The sequence below is a fragment of the Streptomyces sp. CA-135486 genome, assembly GCF_050936555.1.
Lineage (GTDB): Bacteria > Actinomycetota > Actinomycetes > Streptomycetales > Streptomycetaceae > Streptomyces.
In genome coordinates, this window is sequence record NZ_JBNJMM010000002.1 from 3,995,167 (window position 1) to 4,012,697 (window position 17,531).

16 protein-coding genes and 4 pseudogenes are annotated in these 17,531 nt (G+C 67.9%); 8 read left to right on the top strand and 12 right to left on the bottom strand.

The genetic code is table 11. From position 1 onward, the window contains the following. Positions 1 to 88: 88 nt before the first annotated feature. Positions 89 to 1,513: a M1 family metallopeptidase gene (locus tag ACQEVG_RS37810; RefSeq protein ID WP_432992595.1), complete on the top strand. Its 1,425-nt coding sequence runs from the start codon at positions 89 to 91 to the stop codon at positions 1,511 to 1,513. A 170-nt stretch (positions 1,514 to 1,683) separates the two neighbouring features. Here ACQEVG_RS37810 and ACQEVG_RS37815 read toward each other — a convergent pair whose 3' ends face one another. Next, the gene (locus ACQEVG_RS37815) at positions 1,684 to 1,848 is read right to left on the bottom strand and encodes a DUF6207 family protein (protein ID WP_432992598.1); all 165 of its coding nucleotides are present in this window, start codon (positions 1,846 to 1,848) and stop codon (positions 1,684 to 1,686) included. Positions 1,849 to 2,192: 344 nt separating this feature from the next. Here ACQEVG_RS37815 and ACQEVG_RS37820 point away from each other — a divergent pair, with 344 nt between their 5' ends. Together ACQEVG_RS37820 and ACQEVG_RS37825 are read left to right on the top strand one after the other, a co-directional pair. Beyond that, on the top strand, positions 2,193 to 2,756 hold the full coding sequence (locus ACQEVG_RS37820) for a Ku protein (protein ID WP_432992601.1): 564 nt from the start codon (positions 2,193 to 2,195) through the stop codon (positions 2,754 to 2,756). 88 nt (positions 2,757 to 2,844) lie between these two features. After that, positions 2,845 to 3,684, top strand: coding sequence for an ATP-dependent DNA ligase (locus ACQEVG_RS37825; protein WP_432992604.1), 840 nt, complete (start codon positions 2,845 to 2,847; stop codon positions 3,682 to 3,684). Positions 3,685 to 3,894: 210 nt separating this feature from the next. Here the strand turns inward: ACQEVG_RS37825 and ACQEVG_RS37830 are convergent, their stop codons facing one another. Continuing rightward, positions 3,895 to 4,632 carry a hypothetical protein gene (locus ACQEVG_RS37830; protein ID WP_432992607.1) on the bottom strand — a complete coding sequence of 246 codons (738 nt, stop codon included), beginning with the start codon at positions 4,630 to 4,632 and terminating at the stop codon, positions 3,895 to 3,897. 442 nt (positions 4,633 to 5,074) lie between these two features. After that, the gene (locus ACQEVG_RS37835) at positions 5,075 to 6,370 is read right to left on the bottom strand and encodes a helix-turn-helix domain-containing protein (protein ID WP_432992610.1); all 1,296 of its coding nucleotides are present in this window, start codon (positions 6,368 to 6,370) and stop codon (positions 5,075 to 5,077) included. Positions 6,371 to 6,552: 182 nt separating this feature from the next. Here ACQEVG_RS37835 and ACQEVG_RS37840 point away from each other — a divergent pair, with 182 nt between their 5' ends. Both ACQEVG_RS37840 and ACQEVG_RS37845 read left to right on the top strand, forming a co-directional pair. Beyond that, complete coding sequence (locus tag ACQEVG_RS37840) at positions 6,553 to 7,014, top strand: glycine-rich domain-containing protein (RefSeq protein ID WP_432992613.1); 462 nt, start codon at positions 6,553 to 6,555, stop codon at positions 7,012 to 7,014. A gap of 118 nt (positions 7,015 to 7,132) precedes the next feature. Beyond that, the gene (locus ACQEVG_RS37845; protein WP_432992616.1) at positions 7,133 to 7,834 is read left to right on the top strand and encodes a methyltransferase domain-containing protein; all 702 of its coding nucleotides are present in this window, start codon (positions 7,133 to 7,135) and stop codon (positions 7,832 to 7,834) included. A gap of 192 nt (positions 7,835 to 8,026) precedes the next feature. Here ACQEVG_RS37845 and ACQEVG_RS37850 read toward each other — a convergent pair. Next, positions 8,027 to 8,493, bottom strand: a pseudogene (locus ACQEVG_RS37850) (IS5 family transposase); the annotation flags it as partial. Between the two features lie 719 nt (positions 8,494 to 9,212). On the opposite strand from ACQEVG_RS37850, the gene ACQEVG_RS37855 reads away from it, so the two are divergent. Together ACQEVG_RS37855 and ACQEVG_RS37860 are read left to right on the top strand one after the other, a co-directional pair. Next, a complete protein-coding gene (locus tag ACQEVG_RS37855; RefSeq protein WP_432992619.1) occupies positions 9,213 to 11,006 on the top strand; it encodes a reverse transcriptase domain-containing protein in 1,794 nt (597 codons plus the stop codon). A gap of 159 nt (positions 11,007 to 11,165) precedes the next feature. Further along, positions 11,166 to 11,479 (top strand): annotated as a pseudogene (locus tag ACQEVG_RS37860) (transposase); the annotation flags it as partial. 18 nt (positions 11,480 to 11,497) lie between these two features. Here the strand turns inward: ACQEVG_RS37860 and ACQEVG_RS37865 are convergent. From ACQEVG_RS37865 to ACQEVG_RS37880, 4 genes and pseudogenes are all read right to left on the bottom strand, one after another. Further along, positions 11,498 to 11,581, bottom strand: a pseudogene (locus ACQEVG_RS37865) (IS5/IS1182 family transposase); the annotation flags it as partial. After that, positions 11,574 to 12,090 (bottom strand): annotated as a pseudogene (locus ACQEVG_RS37870) (IS5 family transposase); the annotation flags it as partial. The pseudogenes ACQEVG_RS37865 and ACQEVG_RS37870, both read right to left, overlap by 8 nt. 103 nt (positions 12,091 to 12,193) lie before the next feature. Continuing rightward, the gene (locus ACQEVG_RS37875; RefSeq protein WP_432992622.1) at positions 12,194 to 12,352 is read right to left on the bottom strand and encodes a hypothetical protein; all 159 of its coding nucleotides are present in this window, start codon (positions 12,350 to 12,352) and stop codon (positions 12,194 to 12,196) included. Between the two features lie 2 nt (positions 12,353 to 12,354). Continuing rightward, positions 12,355 to 13,440 (bottom strand): DUF2855 family protein, encoded by a 1,086-nt coding sequence (locus ACQEVG_RS37880; protein WP_432992625.1) that lies wholly within the window; start codon positions 13,438 to 13,440, stop codon positions 12,355 to 12,357. Positions 13,441 to 13,495: 55 nt separating this feature from the next. Between ACQEVG_RS37880 and ACQEVG_RS37885 the strand changes: the two genes are divergently transcribed. Further along, a complete protein-coding gene (locus ACQEVG_RS37885) occupies positions 13,496 to 14,149 on the top strand; it encodes a TetR/AcrR family transcriptional regulator (protein ID WP_432992628.1) in 654 nt (217 codons plus the stop codon). Here the strand turns inward: ACQEVG_RS37885 and ACQEVG_RS37890 are convergent. From ACQEVG_RS37890 to ACQEVG_RS37905, 4 genes are all read right to left on the bottom strand, one after another. Beyond that, positions 14,106 to 14,951 carry a hypothetical protein gene (locus ACQEVG_RS37890; protein ID WP_432992631.1) on the bottom strand — a complete coding sequence of 282 codons (846 nt, stop codon included), beginning with the start codon at positions 14,949 to 14,951 and terminating at the stop codon, positions 14,106 to 14,108. The two genes, ACQEVG_RS37885 and ACQEVG_RS37890, sit on opposite strands and share 44 nt — an antisense overlap. Before the next feature lie 150 nt (positions 14,952 to 15,101). Next, on the bottom strand, positions 15,102 to 15,842 hold the full coding sequence (locus tag ACQEVG_RS37895) for a PHP domain-containing protein (protein WP_432992634.1): 741 nt from the start codon (positions 15,840 to 15,842) through the stop codon (positions 15,102 to 15,104). 123 nt (positions 15,843 to 15,965) lie between these two features. Then, positions 15,966 to 16,238 carry a hypothetical protein gene (locus tag ACQEVG_RS37900; protein ID WP_432992637.1) on the bottom strand — a complete coding sequence of 91 codons (273 nt, stop codon included), beginning with the start codon at positions 16,236 to 16,238 and terminating at the stop codon, positions 15,966 to 15,968. Positions 16,239 to 16,361: 123 nt separating this feature from the next. Further along, positions 16,362 to 16,778 (bottom strand): hypothetical protein, encoded by a 417-nt coding sequence (locus ACQEVG_RS37905; protein WP_432992640.1) that lies wholly within the window; start codon positions 16,776 to 16,778, stop codon positions 16,362 to 16,364. Positions 16,779 to 17,531 lie beyond the last annotated feature (753 nt).

Consider the following 17,531-nt stretch of genomic DNA (forward strand, 5'->3'; position numbering starts at 1 on the left):
ATCACACGGCCGTCATGTTCGACCGTGTGATACCGCCGGGTCTCTCCCGTCCTGAACCGCCACCCCACACCTGTGACAAGGAGACTGAGTGTCCCGCGTACTCTGGCGGTTGGCTCTGCCGGCTGCCACCGCTCTGCTGTTCTGTTCTGCCTGCACAGGCTCGACATCGGGAGGCGAACGCCCCTCGCCCGCCGCCTCGGCTGGCGCGGCCGGCATCGGTGACAGCCTGTTTCCCCAGCTGGGCAACGGAGGGTACGACGTTGCCCACTATGCACTCTCGCTCACCTATCAGCCCGATGAAAACATGCTGAAGGCCACAGCAGTGATCACCGCGCGGGCCACCCAATCGCTGAGCTCTTTCAACCTGGATCTGCACGGCCTCACCGTGCACAAGGCCACGGTCAACAAACATGCTGCCCAGACCGTGCGTCGCGGTGACGAGCTAGTAGTGACGCCGTCCGCCGCGGTTCGCCGCGGCCAGGAATTCACCACGGTGATCGTCTACGACGGTGTGCCGGAAACGATTGAGGACTCAGAAGGGTCGACGGAAGGCTGGATGGAGACCGATGACGGCGCGGTGGGCCTCGGAGAACCCACAGGTTCCATGGCCTGGTTCCCCGGCAATCACCACCCCTCCGACAAGGCCAGCTACGACATCACCATCACGGTCCCCGAGCCGTTGAAGGCCATCTCCAACGGCACGCTGAAAGGCCGCACAGTGAAAGGGGGATGGGGGACGTATACCTGGAGTAGCCCAGACCCCATGCCAAGCTACGCAGCCATCGTCGCGGTCGGTGACTTCGACCTCAGCGAGACGAGAAGTGGCCGCCTGCCCGTGTACGTGGCCATAGACCCAGACGAAAAGGCCAAGGCGCAGCGCATCCCATCGCTCGTGGGCGAAGTGACCACGTGGGCCGTCACGCGTTTTGGCCCCTACCCGTTCGCATCCACCGGTGCCATCGTCGACCACTTCCCCGACCTGGACTACGCGCTCGAAACCCAGACCAGGCCCTACTTCGACACGGCCCCGGACGACAACCTTGTCGTCCACGAGATCGCTCACCAGTGGTTCGGCAACTCAGTGACACCCCGCTCGTGGAAGGACATGTGGCTCAACGAAGCCTTCGCAACCTACGCTGAATGGCTGTGGGAAGAGGAGCAGGGCGGCAACACGGCACAGGAGACCTTCGACGCCTTCTACAACGGCACCCATCCGGAGAGCGACGGCATCTGGGACTTCCCCCCGGCAGCTCCGCCCACTCCGGAGCAGGTATCGGACCCGCCCGTCTACGGCCGAGGTGCCATGACCCTGCATCAAGTCCGCAAAGCCGTAGGCGACAAGACCTTCTTCTCCATCCTGCAAACGTGGACTCAGGATCACCGGCACGGAAGCGCTCAGTCAGCAGACCTCATCGATTTATGCCGAAAAAAGTCCAGGCTAGCCCTCGATGCTCTGTTCAACGACTGGCTCTACAAGCCAGGAAAGCCATCCCTGGCAACCGCCTTGAGGTGATCGTTTCTGCGGTGAACTTGTCCACCCGCATGGGTGAGTGCTCCGGGCGTGCGAGACGTTTCTCGACAGCTACAACTCCGCTCGTGATCAAGACTTCTGCGCGCCGGGGAAGCGGTCGGGCTCGCCATCATGCCCCCTGACCACGAGTGCACCGGCACATGCGCGTGTTCTCACGCCCGCTTGGCCAGGCACTCCCCATAGTCGGTCGGTGCCCGACGAAGCCCCACCCGGTCCAGTTCGTGCAGGGCGGCCAGGGCAGTCGCTGCGTCCGCGGCCCTGATGTCCAGCACCAGCATGCCCGGCCCGGAGGCTTGTTGCTCGTTAATAGCGTCCATGATCTGAAATAGCGTCCATGGTCTGAGGGCCGACAGCGGCCGCGCGCTCTCGTTGATGTGGCAGATCGCCTGCAAGGGTGAGCGTAAGCCTGCCTGTGCGACGGTGGGGTCTGGTGCACGATCGGGTGACATCTTGACCTGTCACCCAAACCTGCACCAGACCCCTTCGTTCCACGGACGGGTGGTATTGATGAGTTTGGGAGGCACCGGGTCTCTTGCCAGGGCAGCATCGGGATGCTCCTGGTGAAAGGTGCTGGTCATGCCGCAGATGTCGAAGGTCGAGCTGTACGCGGCGATCCGGCGTGACCATCGCGGCGGCATGTCGATGCGGGAGGCCCTACACCTTGCTGCGCCAGGCGCTGGAGCGGAGCGCGAAGGTGGCCGTGGCGAAGTTCGCGTGGCACGGCCACGAGCGCCTGGGCCTCCTGCGGGTGAAGGACAAAGCGATCATCCTGCACGCGATGCGGTGGCCGGACGAGATCCGCTCCGCCGAGACGCTCACGCCGCCGGAGACCGACGTGGACGACAACGAGATCGACGGGGCCCTGGCACTGCTGGAAGCCATGGGCGAGGACGACATCACCGGATACACCGACCACTACCGCGAGGCGCTCGAGCAGGTCATCGCGGCCAAGGCCGAGGGCAAGACACCGCCCAAGGCCGAGGGCGAAGAGCCGCCCGCCGGGCAAGTCGTCGACCTGATGGCCGCCCTCAACGCCAGCGTTCAGGCGGCCAAGGAGTCCCGCGGGGAGAGCCGCGAAGACGCCACTGTGCACGAAATCCCGGCCCCAAAGAAGCGGACCGCGAAGAAGACCGCCGGGAAGAAGACCACGGAGGCTGCGAAGAAGGCGACGCCGAAGAAGGCTCCCGCCAAGAAGGTGAGCGGCCGCAAACCACGCAGCGCATGACCGCTGCTGCCCGGCAGCGGGGTTCACGGCCCCGCCGGTCCAGACCCCCTTCACCTGCACTTTCTACTGTCGAGGGGATGTCCTGTCCGTGACGGTTACCCCTCCGGTGGCGCCGATGCTGGCGCTCGCCGTTCCGCAACTGCCCGGTCCCGCAGCGTTGCCCGGGGGCACGGTGTTCGAGCCGAAGTACGACGGCTACCGGATGCTCGTCTTCGCACATGCCGGTCAGGTGTATCTGCAGTCGCGGAACCTGCGCGAACTGACGGCTGCGTTCCCCGAGATCGCAGGGGCGGCGGCATCCTTGGGGGAGGACGTCGTACTGGACGGCGAGGCCGTGATCTACACCGAGGGCCGACTCGACTTCACCGCGTTGCAGCAGCGGATGAACCGCCGACCGGGTGCCGTGGCGCAGTTGGCCACGGCCCAGCCGGCACATTTCGTCGCCTTCGATCTCCTGGAACACGCGGGCGCCGAGATGTTCAGCTGGCCCATTGCAAAGCGGCGCGCGGCTCTTGAGTCGCTGTTCCAGGGGCATGAGCTACAGTCCCCGTGGGCTCTCACTCCCTCCACGACCGACAGCGAGCAGGCTGGTCTGTGGCTGCAGGAATGGGCGGACGTCGGGGTGGAAGGAGTCGTGGCCAAAGGCGCCGCCCAACCGTATCTTCCCGGCCGCCGCGGCTGGCGCAAGATCCGCGCCCACAACAGTGCCGAGGCCATCATCGGAGCCGTTACCGGCCCCTTCACCCGCCCCAGCAGCCTGCTGCTCGGCCGCTACACCTCCCGCGGGCGCCTGCGCCTGGTCGCCCGCAGCACGCCGCTGCCGCCTCCCCTCCAGCGCGAACTCGGCCACCTGCTGTCCCCCGCTGGTGCCAGCATCCCTGGCAGGACATGCGCATCACCTCCCACTGGGGCAGCCGAGAGCCCCTGACCTTCACCTGCGTGGCACCCCACCTCGTCGCAGAGTTCGTGGGCGACACAGCTGTCGACCACGGCCGCTGGCGACACCCCGTTCAGACGAAACGGATCCGGACCGACCTCGCCCCAGCCGACGTGCCTTCAGCCGACTAAGCGATGTCCGGGCGATCTTGTCGGCCCGAGACGCTGGGGGGAGTCTGGCTCCCTCCGTCCCGGCTGCGGTTCAGCCGCTCTCGCTGAGGCTGCTCATTACGTCCTTCATATCCTTGATCAGGAGTGGTTCGAGTTCCTTGGGAGTGGGAGGCAGGGACACGTCTCCCCTGGCCATGACGGTCAGCTCCAGCGTGAACTCGGCTCTGCCGTCGAGCACATTCAGTTGCATCCAGTAGAAGCCGTCCCCGAGTTCGTTGGTCACCAGATAGGCATGGTCCGCGAGGCCGGGAACACGGTGTACATCGGTCTTTCCCTCACCCCCGCCCGCCGCGAACCGCTTCCTGGTGCCTGCCCGCCTGGCCTCGAACTCGGCTGCCAGGTCGGTCTGTTTGTGCAGGACGACCGAGAGCTTAATCCGGCCGCGGTGCAGGTCCTTTCCGCTGGCCTGCAGCCCACCGAAGCAGTCCGCCGTGTCCATGGCGGTGTGCCTCGTCACCGAGGACCTCCAGTCCGTGTCCTTGGCGAACCGGGTATTCAGCCCCGGCAGGAGGGCCTTGTCGCACAGCTGGTCTGCGACGTGATAGTCGACCGTGTCGGGTGTGCCGGGAAGCCCCAATGCGTAGAGCCCTGAACCCCACACGACCGACGCCGCCACGACGCCTCCCAGCCCGCCCAATATCCAGGCCTTGACCCGGGGTGTGCGGGGCGCTGATGGGGCTTCGTCGTCCGCGGTGTCCGGAGCGGGCGATTCCAAAAAGCCTCCGATGACCTCGGGCTCGCTGATTGCGTTCTGCTGTGGGCTGTCCATGGTCGTGAACCTATGTTGACCAGCGGCTTCCCAGGAGAGCTCGCTGATAACGATGTGAATCGCCGAACATGATCGCCCGGACAAGTCCTAACTCTCTGGCGCCGACGCTCACAGGTCCTGGCCCGTCGACAAGCCGACATGGACAGGCACGCCTGGTGCAACGGCCCCCTCAGCGAGGGGCCGCCCACAAGAGTGGGTGCCCGCGGTCAGAGCGCTGTACCGCGGGCACCCCGATCATGCCGGATCACGCCGCCGTCAGGTCGCGCGGGAGCCAGTCCAGGTGCGCTAGGCATACATCCCGCCCGCCGGCGGCCGCGCAGTTCATCACGAACGACCAGGGCACGCTGCAGGGGCCAGCCGCGATGGGCCAGGGCGGCCTTTGTGGCGGGCCCGGATTGTGGATGTACAGGGCTGGTGACGCAGCACCGGACCGGCTCGGGCGTCAGATGGCCCGTGTCACAGCGGTGTGCAGCTCGCGCACGCCGCTGGTGCGCGGGTGCCGCTCGGCCAACTCGTGAACGATGCCGCGGATGGCGGGCCGATCCCGAACCTCTCCAGGGCTGGCCCGGTAGGCATCCAGCAGGGCGCGGGCGGTCTGCTCCGGCCGCTGCCACGCCCACCAGGCTCGCGCCATGTCGGTACCCATGCGAGCCTTCCGCTCAGCCGTCGGGAACTGGGCGGCACGCAGGTTCTTCCCGGCCTCCAGTGCGGCACCCGCATCGCCGAGCGCCCAGTGGACGCCGACGGCATACAGGTCGACGGCTGCCGGGCTGAGGGGGAACAGGCGGCCCGCCGGCGCAGTGGGCGGCAGTTGGCGGGCGGCGCGGCGGGCCTCCTCGATCATCGCCAGGGCGTCGGTGCGCTGCCCGCCGCGGGCGGCGGTGTAGGCCAGGGTGCACAGCATCTGTGCGTACGCGGCGGCCGAGGCGCCGGTGCGCAGTCCGGTCGCCTCCACGTCGGCGGCGGCCGACGACATGAGGCGCTGGGCGGCGGCGTTCTGGTCCTGGTGGCGCAGCACGATCGCCAGCTCCCGGGCGGCAGCCGCCGCGGCGAGCGGGGAGCCGGAGACCTGGGCCCAGGTGCGGGCGCGGTCTGCGGTCAGCCGCGCGCGGTCGTAGGAGCCGAGCTTGATGAGGACGGCGGAGGCGAGGCTGTAGACGGAGGAGAGCCGGGCCTGATCGAGGTCGCGGCGGGAGGCGACCGCGGCGTGCGCGTCCGCGAACAGGTCCGGAAGCGAGGCGAGAAGCTGCTGGTGCGCGCCCTTGTCGTACAGCTCGCGGCCGGTGGCTAGGCGGGCGTCCAGGGGCCCAGCGCCCGGCCGCGGGGCGGGGGTGTCGGCCAGGGCCTCGTCCAGGCCCATCAGCAGGGCGGCCGGTCCGGCGGCCGCCGTGGCGGTGAGCAGCGTACGGCGGCGCATGGAGTCCTCCTCGGCATCACGCGGACTGGCCGTCACTCTAGTGGCGGCCGGTGCCAACGCGGAGGGTGGCGCCAGAGAAGTCACCAGGACGTGTCGGGGCATCCCGACTTCGAGTGCAGCGCGGTGCACCAGGGCCAGGTCGACGATCCGCGTGCGGCGCTCCAGCCGGGAGACTGTGGCCGCTGAACAGCCGAGCCGGTCCCCGAGCGCGGCCAGCGTCCACGCGCGGTGTTCACGACCGAGCCGGATCAGACCGCCAGGGCGGCGTTGAGCGGCTAACGCACGTGCCTTCGTACTGTTCCAGAGCGGGTCAACGGGCACGGGACCCTCCACGCTGCACAGCAGGGCTCTCCACGATACGGACGCCCGGTGGGGGCGTCGAGACGGCTTGCACGACGTGCAAAGGGCTTGCGTAACAAGCGATCTGATCACCATTCAGCTGGCCAGCGCGGTGTTCTGGATGCACCGCCCCGGTCCGCGGGGCACCGTCCATCGGAGGCACCATGGCAACCGCAGTTGCACCCCAGGCCACCGGCACGGCGACCGGCCCGTTCCGCTCCGTGCGCGACGTCGTGCCGGCCGCGCTGTGGGACAAGCAGGTGGCGCTCCTCCAGCGCGACTACCCCTACGACTCCGTGATGGCCGCCCGCGTCCTCGGCCAGGGGTACGCCTACCTGCTCACCGCGATGGCCCACCGGGGCGAGTCGCTGGGACTCGCGCCGAGCACGCTCGTCGACATCGGCGTCCACACGATCATCCTCGACACCGTGGCGTACGCCGAGCTATGCGAGAGGTACAACGCCGGGCACTTCCTGCACCACGTACCCAAGGTCGAGTACAAGAACGACGGCTCCGTGATGAAGACCGCCCATCGGATGGCCGCCGACGGCTGGGAGGTCGACCTCTCCCTGTGGACAGACGCCGCCGACTGCGGCCCGTGCCACCCCGGCAACGACTCGCACTGACCGCCCCCATCACGGGCACCTCGTGGCCCCGGCCGACCGGCCGGCGCCACGAGGCACGCCAGGGTGAGATTCCGCCGAACCGGCCCACTGCCGGGCCACGCCCCGCCAGGATGAGGTGGTGACCACCACCACCACCACCACAGACCTCTGGCACCACTACGGCCGCACCCGCGCCGCCACCGACCGGGCCGTTCCCGAGACTTTCTCCTGGACCTGGGGCCAGGACGGCGGGCCCGGCCCGGAAGTCCTCGGCGACCTGACTGGCCTATGCGTCGGCGACCTCGGCGCCGGTACAGCCCGGCACGCCGCCTACCTGGCCACCCGTCACCAGCCCGCCCAAGTCTCCGCGGTCGACGCCTCGCCCGCCCAGTACGCCATCGCCACCGACCTCTTCGGCCACCTAGCGCCTTGCCTGCGCCTCGTGTCGTCGGATGTGGTGGACCACCTGTACGCCACGGCCGACACCTACGACGTGCTCTACAGCGTCTTCGGCGCCCTGGACTTCACCGAGCCGCGGGAGCTGCTGCCAGCCGCGGCGGCAGCGCTGCGGCCCGGTGGACGGCTGACGTTCTCCACCCTCGCCCACTACCTCAGCGGCGCATCCGCCCAGCCGGACGTGGTGCACGCCGACATCCCGGCGAAGACCCCGGACGGTGAGGCGACCACGATGCGCCGCTGGGTGCTCCAGGAACACGTATGGACCAAGCTCCTTGATGAAGCCGGGTTCACCAACATCAGCATCGACGTGCTGCCGGCCGCCGCCGACGGGCCGCGCACCGCCGACACGCTGCTGGTGACTGCCTTCCGCCAGGTGCTCTGACCTCAAGCGCCCAACCCCCGGCGGGACACGGCCTTCCTCAGCGGTCGCGCGTTCCCCCAGCACTACCCGCACAAGGGGCCCGGGCCGCAGGGAACCGGTTCTCCGTCCAACGCGCCCGGAGATGCCAAGCAGCCGAAGCACCCGGCCCTGACCGCGGCTCTGGGCGAGGGCCCACTGGTCTTAGACGGTGTTCTACGTGGTGAGGCGGATGATTCGCTTGTAGCAGCACAGTGCGGCGGCGAGGCCGGGAAAGGCCAGGTAGTTGCGAGGGTGACGTTCGTAGCGGGGGCTGAGCCGCCGGTAGCCGGACAGCCGCGAGATCGTGCGCTCGATCACCCATCTGCGACGGCCCAACCGTTCGCTGGACTCGATGCCATTGCGGGCGATGCGGACGCCAATACGCTTGCCTCCTAACCATTTCCGCAGGTGGGGGATGTCGTAGACCTTGTCTGCATGCAGCCGCTGCGGCTTGAAGTGGCGGCCGTGTGGGGGTCGTGTCTCGTTTGGTGACCCTCGACCATCGGTTTCAGGCCTTCGCTGTCGTGGACGTTGGCGGCGGAGGCGCCGACGACCAGGGGCAGTCCGTTCGCGTCCGACAGGATGTGCATCTTGGAGCCCGCCTTACCTCGGTCCACGGGGCTCGGACCTGTGTGTTCGCCCCGTTACCTTCTTCGTGGCCTCGCAATGAGGCTCCCGGCCTTCGGCCCCGGTATGACTTGAGCCCCCAGTCGAGATGATCGAAAAGGTGGTGTCGCCGGTGGTCGAAGGCATTGGCAGACCGCTGATTAGAGGCACGAGCGCCGATCCCCTGACAGAGGCGAGGCAGTCTCTTCGTAACGTGGATGCCGGCAGTGCGCCGTGTGGCGCCTCGTTGTATACCCGACTCAATCGGGAGGAACTTGGAGGAATGTTCCTGGGTCACCTGGCTTACCTGGACGCGAAGCGCGAGGGGACAAGAGCATGCCAGGAAAGCGGACCGTTCGGAGGCGTCCAGGGCGGTGGCCGTCAGACCCGCGCGATATGGCCAAAGCTGGATTGCCTGAAGCCTAATCTCCAGCGGCGTGCACCACCGCCGTCGGAATGACGTCTGCCACCGATACCCGTCCTGCCTGCCGAAGTTGCCGGTCGGCCGGGCAACCTCCGGGTCGGGGTGCGTCGCCCAACGAGGGCGGTCAAGGAGATGAGTGGGCGGCCTGCGTCGCGCTCGATATGTACAGCGAGGACGTACCACGGGATCACCTACAGGGCGCGAGCCCCATGGTGACGGAGTGCCCGTAGTAGTCGCAGGAGTCACGACCTGCCGAGGGGGCCGGGAAAGCCGGACCGCAGGGCGAAGGGGCACAGGAGGTCAGGACGTTCGGTTCGGGAGGTACGCGTAATGCAGAACGCCGAAACGGTGCTGAATGTCATCCGGGAACGCGGCAGGAAGCGCCTGCCGTTGGAGAGGCTCTATCGGCAGTTGTTCAACCCGCAGTTGTTCCTCATGGCTTACGGCCGCATCCACGCCAACGCGGGTGCGATGACGCCGGGGGTCACCGGGGAGACCGTGGACGGCATGTCACTGGCAAAGATCGGCGCGATCATCGGCGCGTTGCGCACGGAATCGTACCGATGGTTGCCAACCCGCCGCGTCTACATCGAGAAGAAGGGACGTACGAAGAAACGGCGCGGTTTAGGTCTGCCGACATGGTCGGACAAGCTGGTCGTCGAAGTGGTCCGCTTGCTGCTTGAGGCGTACTACGACGTCCAGTTCTCCGACCGCTCCCACGGGTTCCGCCCTGGCCGGGGCTGCCACACAGCGCTGAGCGAAGTGGCGGAGACGTGGAAGGGAACACACTGGTTCGTCGAGGGTGACATCTCCGACTGCTTCGGCAGTCTGGATCACAAGGTTCTCCTTGGGATCCTTGGAGAGAAGATCCATGACAACGGGTTCCTGCGGCTGATCGACCGGATGCTCAAGGCCGGGTATCTGGAGGACTGGCGGTGGAACGCCACGCTCAGCGGGGCACCGCAGGGCGGCGTCGCCTCACCGATTCTGTCCAACATCTACCTGGACCCGCTCGACCGGTTCGTCGAACAGTGCCTACTGCCGGAGTACAACCGAGGTGTCGTTCGACGGCGCCATCGTGAATACCAGCGAGTCGCCGACCAGATCGCACGGGCTCGGAGGCGCGGGGACATCGCGGCAGTGCTGTTGCTCCGCCAGCAGCAGCGCCGCAGGCCCAGCCTCGATCCCAACGATCCGGACTACCGGAGGCTTCGGTATGTCAGATACGCGGACGACTGGCTCCTCGGGTTTGCCGGGCCCAGGAGCGAAGCCGAAGAGATCAAGGAGAGGATCCGGGAGTTTCTGCGCGACACGCTCAAGCTGGAACTGTCCGAGTCCAAGACCCTGATCACGCACGCCGCCAGCCAGCCGGCGCGCTTCCTCGGCTACGACATCAGGGCCCAGCGCAGTGACACGAAGATCTCCCGGGGACGCCGAGCAACCAACGGCGTCATCGGGCTCTACGTGCCACCTGCTGCGATCCGGCAACGCTGCGCGATCTACATGCGCGGCGGGAAACCTGCACGCCGCGGAGTGCTGATCCACGACAGCGACTATTCGATCGTGATCAAGTACCAGGCGGAGTACCGAGGGTTGGTCCAGTATTACCTTCTCGCCCAGGATGTTCATCGCCTGGGCCGCCTGCGCTGGGTCATGGAGACTTCCATGCTCAAGACCCTCGCCAGCAAGCACTCCTGTTCCGTCCGGAAGGTGGCCCGCAGGCTCTACGCGACCATCGACACTCCTGACGGTCCCCGGTGGTGCTTACAGGTCACGGTTCCTCGTGACAGCGGAAGGAAACCGCTGGTCGCCACCTTCGGCGGCATCCCGCTCAAGGGACAACGCGCGGCTGAGCTCCGAGACCGGGCACCAGCCACCAACCGGAGCCGAGGCAACGAACTGTTGCACCGGCTCCTGGCTGGCGAGTGCGAGATGTGCGGGAAACGGACAGGACTCCATGTCCATCACGTCCGCAAGCTCGCTGATCTCAAACGCCCCGGTCCGCCCGACCCTTCACCATGGGCAGTGCTGATGGCGAAGCGGCGACGCAAGACCCTCGTGGTCTGCGAAGCCTGTCACCACGCTATCCATGCAGGCCGGGCCACATCCTCCACCCGGAGATGATCGCTGGAGAGCCGGATGCCTGGAAAGCGGGCCCGTCCGGTTCGGGAAGGGGCCGTCGAAAAAGGACCCGAGCCACGGGCACCTCGTCGGCGGCCTACTTCACCGCTGATGCCGCAGGTGAGGCCGGAAAAGCGCGAGCACTGGAGCGACGGGCGTGACGGCAGCGGCTTCGCCACCGCAGGACACCTCGCCGCCTACGCCGGCCTGGCACCCGTGACCAGAAACTCCGGCTCCTCCATCCGCGGCGAACACCCCTCGCGACGCGGCAACAAACAACTCAAACGGGCCTTCTACCTTGCCGCGTTCGCCTCGCTGTCCCAACCCGAGTCACGCGCCTACTACGACCGCAAACGCCGCGAGGGGAAACACCACATCGCCGCCTCATCGCACTGGCGCGACGCCGCATCGACGTCCTCTTCGCCATGCTCCGCGACGGCACCTTCTACCAACCACCTACGCCAGCTACGACTTGACGAAAGCCATAGAGGCACCTTTTTAGCACGTACGTGGGCGGAGTCAAGGACGAGGCGGGACACATCTATGAGGCCCGCGTCGTCGAGTTGGTGGAGGCCGGCTGCGGGGGCGGCCGCGTACCCCGCGGACCGGCGGGATGGCTTTCACCAGTGGCATCAGCTGAGTGAGGTCGTGACGGTTTGCGCTGGTCAGCGAGACGGCCAAGGGTGTGCCGTGTCGGTCGACGATCAGGTGGTGCTTGCTCCCGAGCCGGGCACGGTCGACCGGCGAAGGTCCGGTGTGAGCGCCCTTTGAGTGCCCTGACGTGCGAATCGTCGACCGCGGCGTGCGGCGTCAGCTCGGCCAGCAGCACCTCGTGCAGGCGGGGCCAGACACCGGCTTCGGTCCAGTCCCGAAGACGCCGCCAGGCCGTCACCCCGCTGCAGCCGACCCGCTCCGCGGGAACGTCCCGCCAGCTCACGCCCTTGCACAGCGCGTAGACGATGCCCGGCAACGCAGCCCTGTCATCCGCCGGCAACCGCCCGGGGTACCGCTGCCGCCGAGGCGGACGAGCAGGCAAAAGGGGCGCCACACGTAACCACAGGTCATCAGGCACAAGATCAGCAGACACCCAGCAGATCCTGCCGCCACAACACCCAACTACCAAGCCCTACACCAGATTTCATTCTGAAACGATCAGTAGGCGCCGGCCGTCGCGAACGGTGGCCGGCGCATTAGGCGTACCCCCATGAGTGTCGGGCCCGCAAGGCGCACTGGAGGGCGAGCAGCCGGGCTTCGGGGCTGGCGCCTTTGGGGAGTGCGGCGGCGAGATAGCTGAGCATGTCCTGGACGCGGACCTGGTCGGACGCGCCTCTCGGCCTCGCAACGGCCATGGCTATGGGGTGATGATGTGCCCGGTGCGCGGCGAGGTCCGCCCCGACTGGACCTCGTGCCAGACCCGCTCGAGGCTCTGCGGGCCGTGGCTGTGCACGATGTCGACCCATCCCTCGGCCACGGGCAGGAACTCCTTCCACGCCGCGGCGAAACGGCGGTCCAGCCCTTCCCGCCCCCAGTCGCCGATACGCTTGCGCATCTGGTCGGGGGCGAAGAACATGCCCGGCCCCGTGTCCGCAAGGGTGCCGGCGGGTGCGGGTTCCTGGTTGGTGATGCCGACGACCACCTGGTGCACCAGGGCGTCGCCGAGGTGGGCGCCCAGCCGGGCGGACAGCTGCTGGTCGCCCGCGAAGTCGGCGTACAGCGTCTGGGTGCGTGGGAGCCGGGAGACGTCGTCGTAGGTCAGCACCCGGTCGTAGCAGCCGAGGCCCTCGGTGAAGGCGAGGTTGCGCGGGGAGGTCAGGCCGACGACCTCGCAGCCCTGTCCCTGGAGCAGGTGGGCTGCGCCGTAGGCCGTCTTGCTCGAGGCGGACGACAGGGCGACGGTCTTCGCGCCCAGCCAGGTGTTGTCGACGAGCCAGTCGGCCAGCATGAAGGAGGTCCAGAACAGCGGGCGGTACAGGACGTGAAGGTCCTCCCGGCCGGCCTCGTAGGCGATGTCGCCGGTGGTGAGGGCGTAGGCGTTGTAGGGCCGGGGCAGTGGCACGCGATGGGGGCTGGCCTCGCGGAAGCCGCGCTCGTCGACTCGGTCGGGGCTGACCAGGAGGTGGCTTGCGGACGGGAAGTAGCCGTAGTAGCGGCTGCCGGTCTCGATGCCGTCGACCCGGGAGGCGACGACGTCGGCGAAGCCCCAGAGGGGGACGATGCCCCAGCCGGCGCTGGGCGCGGGGAAGAACTCCCAGTAGCGGAACGAGTCGCCGAGCGCGGCGTAGGTGACGTTGTTGGCGGTCAGGCCGACCCGGTCGACGCGCAGCAGCGCCTCGCCGTCCCGCACCTGCGGGACGGGGGCGTCGGCCAGCTCCGCGGTCGACAGGTCGCCGCGGCGGACGAGCAGGTTCCAGGCGGTGGCAGCGGTGGTGTTGTCCATGACTGGAAGCTACTTGAATCCGCATTCGGATTCAATGCTGGTCTAGGATGCCCGCATGCTCTCCCCTGACTCCGGACCCGAACAGTCCGCGCGACCCCAGTCGGCCGGGACGCGTGCCCGGCGCGGCTTGCGCACCCGTGACGCCCTGGTGGCCGCGGCCCGGCGGATCTTCGAGCGGGACGGCTATCTGAACGCCCGCATCATCGACATCGCCGCCGAGGCGAAAGTGGCCACCGGCAGCTTCTACACGCACTTCTCATCCAAGGAGGAGGTGTTCGCCGCCGTCCTCGCGCGACTGCAGGACGAGATGCTGCATGCGGGAGTCAGCGACGGCTGCGACGGCGGGCGCAAGGACCTGTGGCGAGGGGTCGAGGACGCCAACCGCGCCTACCTGGAGTCCTACCGCCGCAACGCCGCCCTGATGGCCGCCATGGAACAGGCCGCCGCCGTCGACCCCCAGTTCCTGCGGCTGCGGCTGGAACGGTCGCGCGTGTTCATCGACCGCAGTGCCGCCGCCATAGCCCGCCTCCAGCAGTCGGGCCTCGCGGATCCGGAGCTCGACCCGGACATCACCGCCCGGGCCCTGAGCGCGATGGTCAGCCGCCTGGCGTACGCGACCTTCGCCCTGGGCGAATCCGTGCCCTTCGACACGCTGGTGGAGACCGTCACCCGGCTCTGGACGAACGCGCTGCGCATGCCGCAGGCCTGAGCCGGCAGGGGCGCAGCCTGTGATCCGAGCCATGGCGGGGCCATAACGGCAGGTGGTTGACGGCGGCGCCGCGCACCCGCAAGTGACCTGCCCGGACGTTGTCGAAGAACAGCTCCGCCGTGTCGGACTCGGTCTGCCCGAGCATGTTGAGCTTGCGCCCTCGGGTGAACGCAATCGGGCTGCTGCGGATGCCGGCCCAGGCAGGCTTCCCCAGGGCCCCACGGACGGCTTCCAAGCCCCGGCCGTGGATCTGCTGTGCAATGTCCCGACTGAGGGAGAGCTTGATGCCTGCGGCATCGCAGTAGCGGTATCCGCCGAGTTCTGCGAAGCGCTGAAGGACCTGGAGGCCGTCGGGCTCCCACAGGCAACCCATGCCGGGACACACGACGGTGGCCTTCGGGTCGGCGGCCCGGATGGTCCGGCTGGCTCTTCGGGTCATCTCGACCAGCGTCTTCACACCGCCGTTGAAGAGCCGGGGATCGTTTGCCGGCGCCCACAAATCGTACGCCTCGATACGCCCCCGACAGCGGTGGACGAGGGCACTCACGAAGGTGTCCCAGTCGGCGAGGCGGTCGGGCGGAGCGGCACGTGAGTCGTCGGCATACGGGCCGACCGGGCCGTTCGGCCTGGCCCACTGCGGTGTGCCGCGCATGACGAACAACGCGGGCAGGCCCGCCTGTTCGGCCCCGCTGACCAGCCGGTCGAGCACCGACCAGTCGAACTCGCCGCGCTGGGGCCCGATCTCCGCCCAGCGGGTACCGCTGTCCCAGAGGCGCACAGCACCGGTCCGAAACGACGGCATCGTGCCCGTGGTGCTGTTGATGGTGACGCCGAAGAGGGTGGACGATATCGGAGCCGGGGAAGTGACCCAGGCAGGGCCGCATATCCACTGGCCCGGTTGCCGTGCCAAGAGGTTGGCTGCTGCTCGCTGCGGTCAGGACCACCAGGAGGGTCACCACCGCTGCCGCGAGCACGAACAGCGGCGAGCGTCTTCGCGTACCGCCATCGGGTCCGGCCGGGGCGGATGGCGACCGGTCCTGGGGTGCGTCGGCCGCCGGTAAGCCGGGGCCGACAGTGGTGCGGACGCCGGACTGCTCGGATTCCTCACGGATTTCCAAGTGGGTGTCGCTGTTGCCCACGCCCGCTGCCACGAGTCCGTGTGAATGCCCGCCGCGAGGATCCGCCCCCGCTCGGCCAGGGCCGCCTCGTTGTCAGCGTTCCAGGGCCGGTTCGAAGTCCACAGTCCGTTCCACACCTCCGCCACGTCGAAGCCCCGGAAGGGGAACATGAAGTCGCCCGACGGGCAGGGCGCATGCGGGTGCGCGGCCACGCACAGGCCCTCAGCTTGATGGACCTGGTCCAGGCACTGGCCGATCAGCCCATCCCGGACCTGGTGGTTCCAGTCGACGATCTCGCCGGGTTTGATGCCGAGCGCGAGCCAGTGCCCGGTCTTCGTGGTCACTTCCTCACCGAGAAGGATCAAGAAGTCATCAGCGGCCAGATGCCCCCATGTACCGGGGCCCGTGGCTGAGTTGTGTTCCGTCGTCGCGATGAAGTCGAGCCTGGCGGCGCGCGCCCGAACGGCCAACTCTTCAGGGGTGAGTTCCCCGTCCGAGTGGACGGAGTGGACATGACAGTCCCCGCGGTACCAGGCCGCCCCGCGCCCGACCGCCCGTGCTGGCGGGAAGCTCAAGTTCGACAAGGTTCTCCCCCCGAAGTCCTGTCGAGCCGACGCGCAAGCAGAGCAACCGGTTCCGTCGCGGCACTGAGCAACCGTCTCAGCCGGGAGGTCAGACCAAGATCTCATTCTCAACGATCAGTAAGCCGCCGCCTGCTCCAGCCAGTCTTCCGGCAGCAGATCCCATTCCGGATCCTCCAGATACGCCTCCACCGCAGCCGCAAGGAACGACTGCGGCAGCGAAACCACGTGCCCGAGCCCACGGGCATCCATGCCCGCATTCAAGAGCGCACGTGCACCTGCCGGGGCCGTACGGTAGCGGTCCAGAAGCTCTGGAGCCCCCGCCAGATACTGCGTGATGCCACCGCCCCCTGCACGCCCCTGCGCAATGGCCAACCGCGGATCGTCCATAGCCTTCACCGATAGATCCCTGAGGGCAGCCGAGTCGAATCGCGCTGGTACCGCAATCTCATGCCCAGCCAGCAACTCCCGGGCCTGCGCGTGGATCCCGTTCCTGCGGTTGAGGCTCGGTCATCAATACGGGTACCCGGGCCCAATCGTCCCCAGCACGAGCACCGGTCCGCGATGGCGGGAGCGCAGCAACTCCCGTAAACCGGCAGCTATCTCCTCGCCTGCCCCATCTCTCGGATTCAACAGGTAGTGCTGAGCCTCGTTGAGCCAGATCACCGTGCAGGGCCCCACGCGCGGCAGCCCGGCCAGAGCTGCGCGTGGCCGCTCCGGATCAATCGGATGCCATACCCGCCACCTGTCGGGCACCTGCTGCACAGCCTCCCAGCACGCCCGGGTCTTGCCCGTGGAGGACTGTCCCACCGGCATCACCATTCGGCTCTCGCCGGCTACCGCATCGTCCACGACCCGGCGCAGCACAACGTCATGTGGCCGCTGCACGTAAGCCGGCAGGAGCGGGAGCTGCTCCTTGTCGGTACCCACGACATCGATTGCCCGGTGCACCTCGAGGTCCAGGGGGTTGGTCAGGTCCCGAACGGGCTGGCCCGGCAGCCGCTGCCGTTTTGCGTGAGCCCACAACTCAGCACTCGTTGCGCCGCATGTCCGGCTTGCTCCTTCGGCGCGCCTGCCCAGTGACTGAGGAAGGTCACCAGGGCACAGACGTCGGCCTGCCTCGATGGAATGTCCGAGGAGCTGATGATGCGTTGGATGGTGTCCCGCGAGGGGGCTGCGCTCAACGAATCATCCTCTGATATGGACGTGGCCATCTGGTCCAGGGTGGGACGTCCAGCGGCGAGATACGTCTGATGGACCATGTCCTTGAGATCGCGTCATGGCCCCGGCGGCAATTCCGTCGGCGAAGGGTGCGCGCCGACCCCACGTGGCGATCCGCCCCGTCGCGTTTCATCGCATCATCATCCCGCATCTGGCTCGCCCGATGCCCTGAACGGGCGTAAGAGCCAGCCGCGGAGAAGACCTGTCGCAGCCCAGAGTTGATCTCCCTGAAGCCTCGAACGTGGACTCCGGCCGCCGGCTGCCCGCGAACCACTTCCACAGTCCAGGAGGCCACCATGCCCTGTACCCGTCCGCCCCGACGTGAGCGTGTCGCGCTGGCCACCGCCGCCGTCACCGGCCTGCTGTCCGGCATCGCTCGGGCCCTGGTCGACTGGCTCACCGGGCAAGCCAGCTGAATCCCCGGTGTACGCACCGTACTTGGCGTTGCAGAACCGGCAGGCG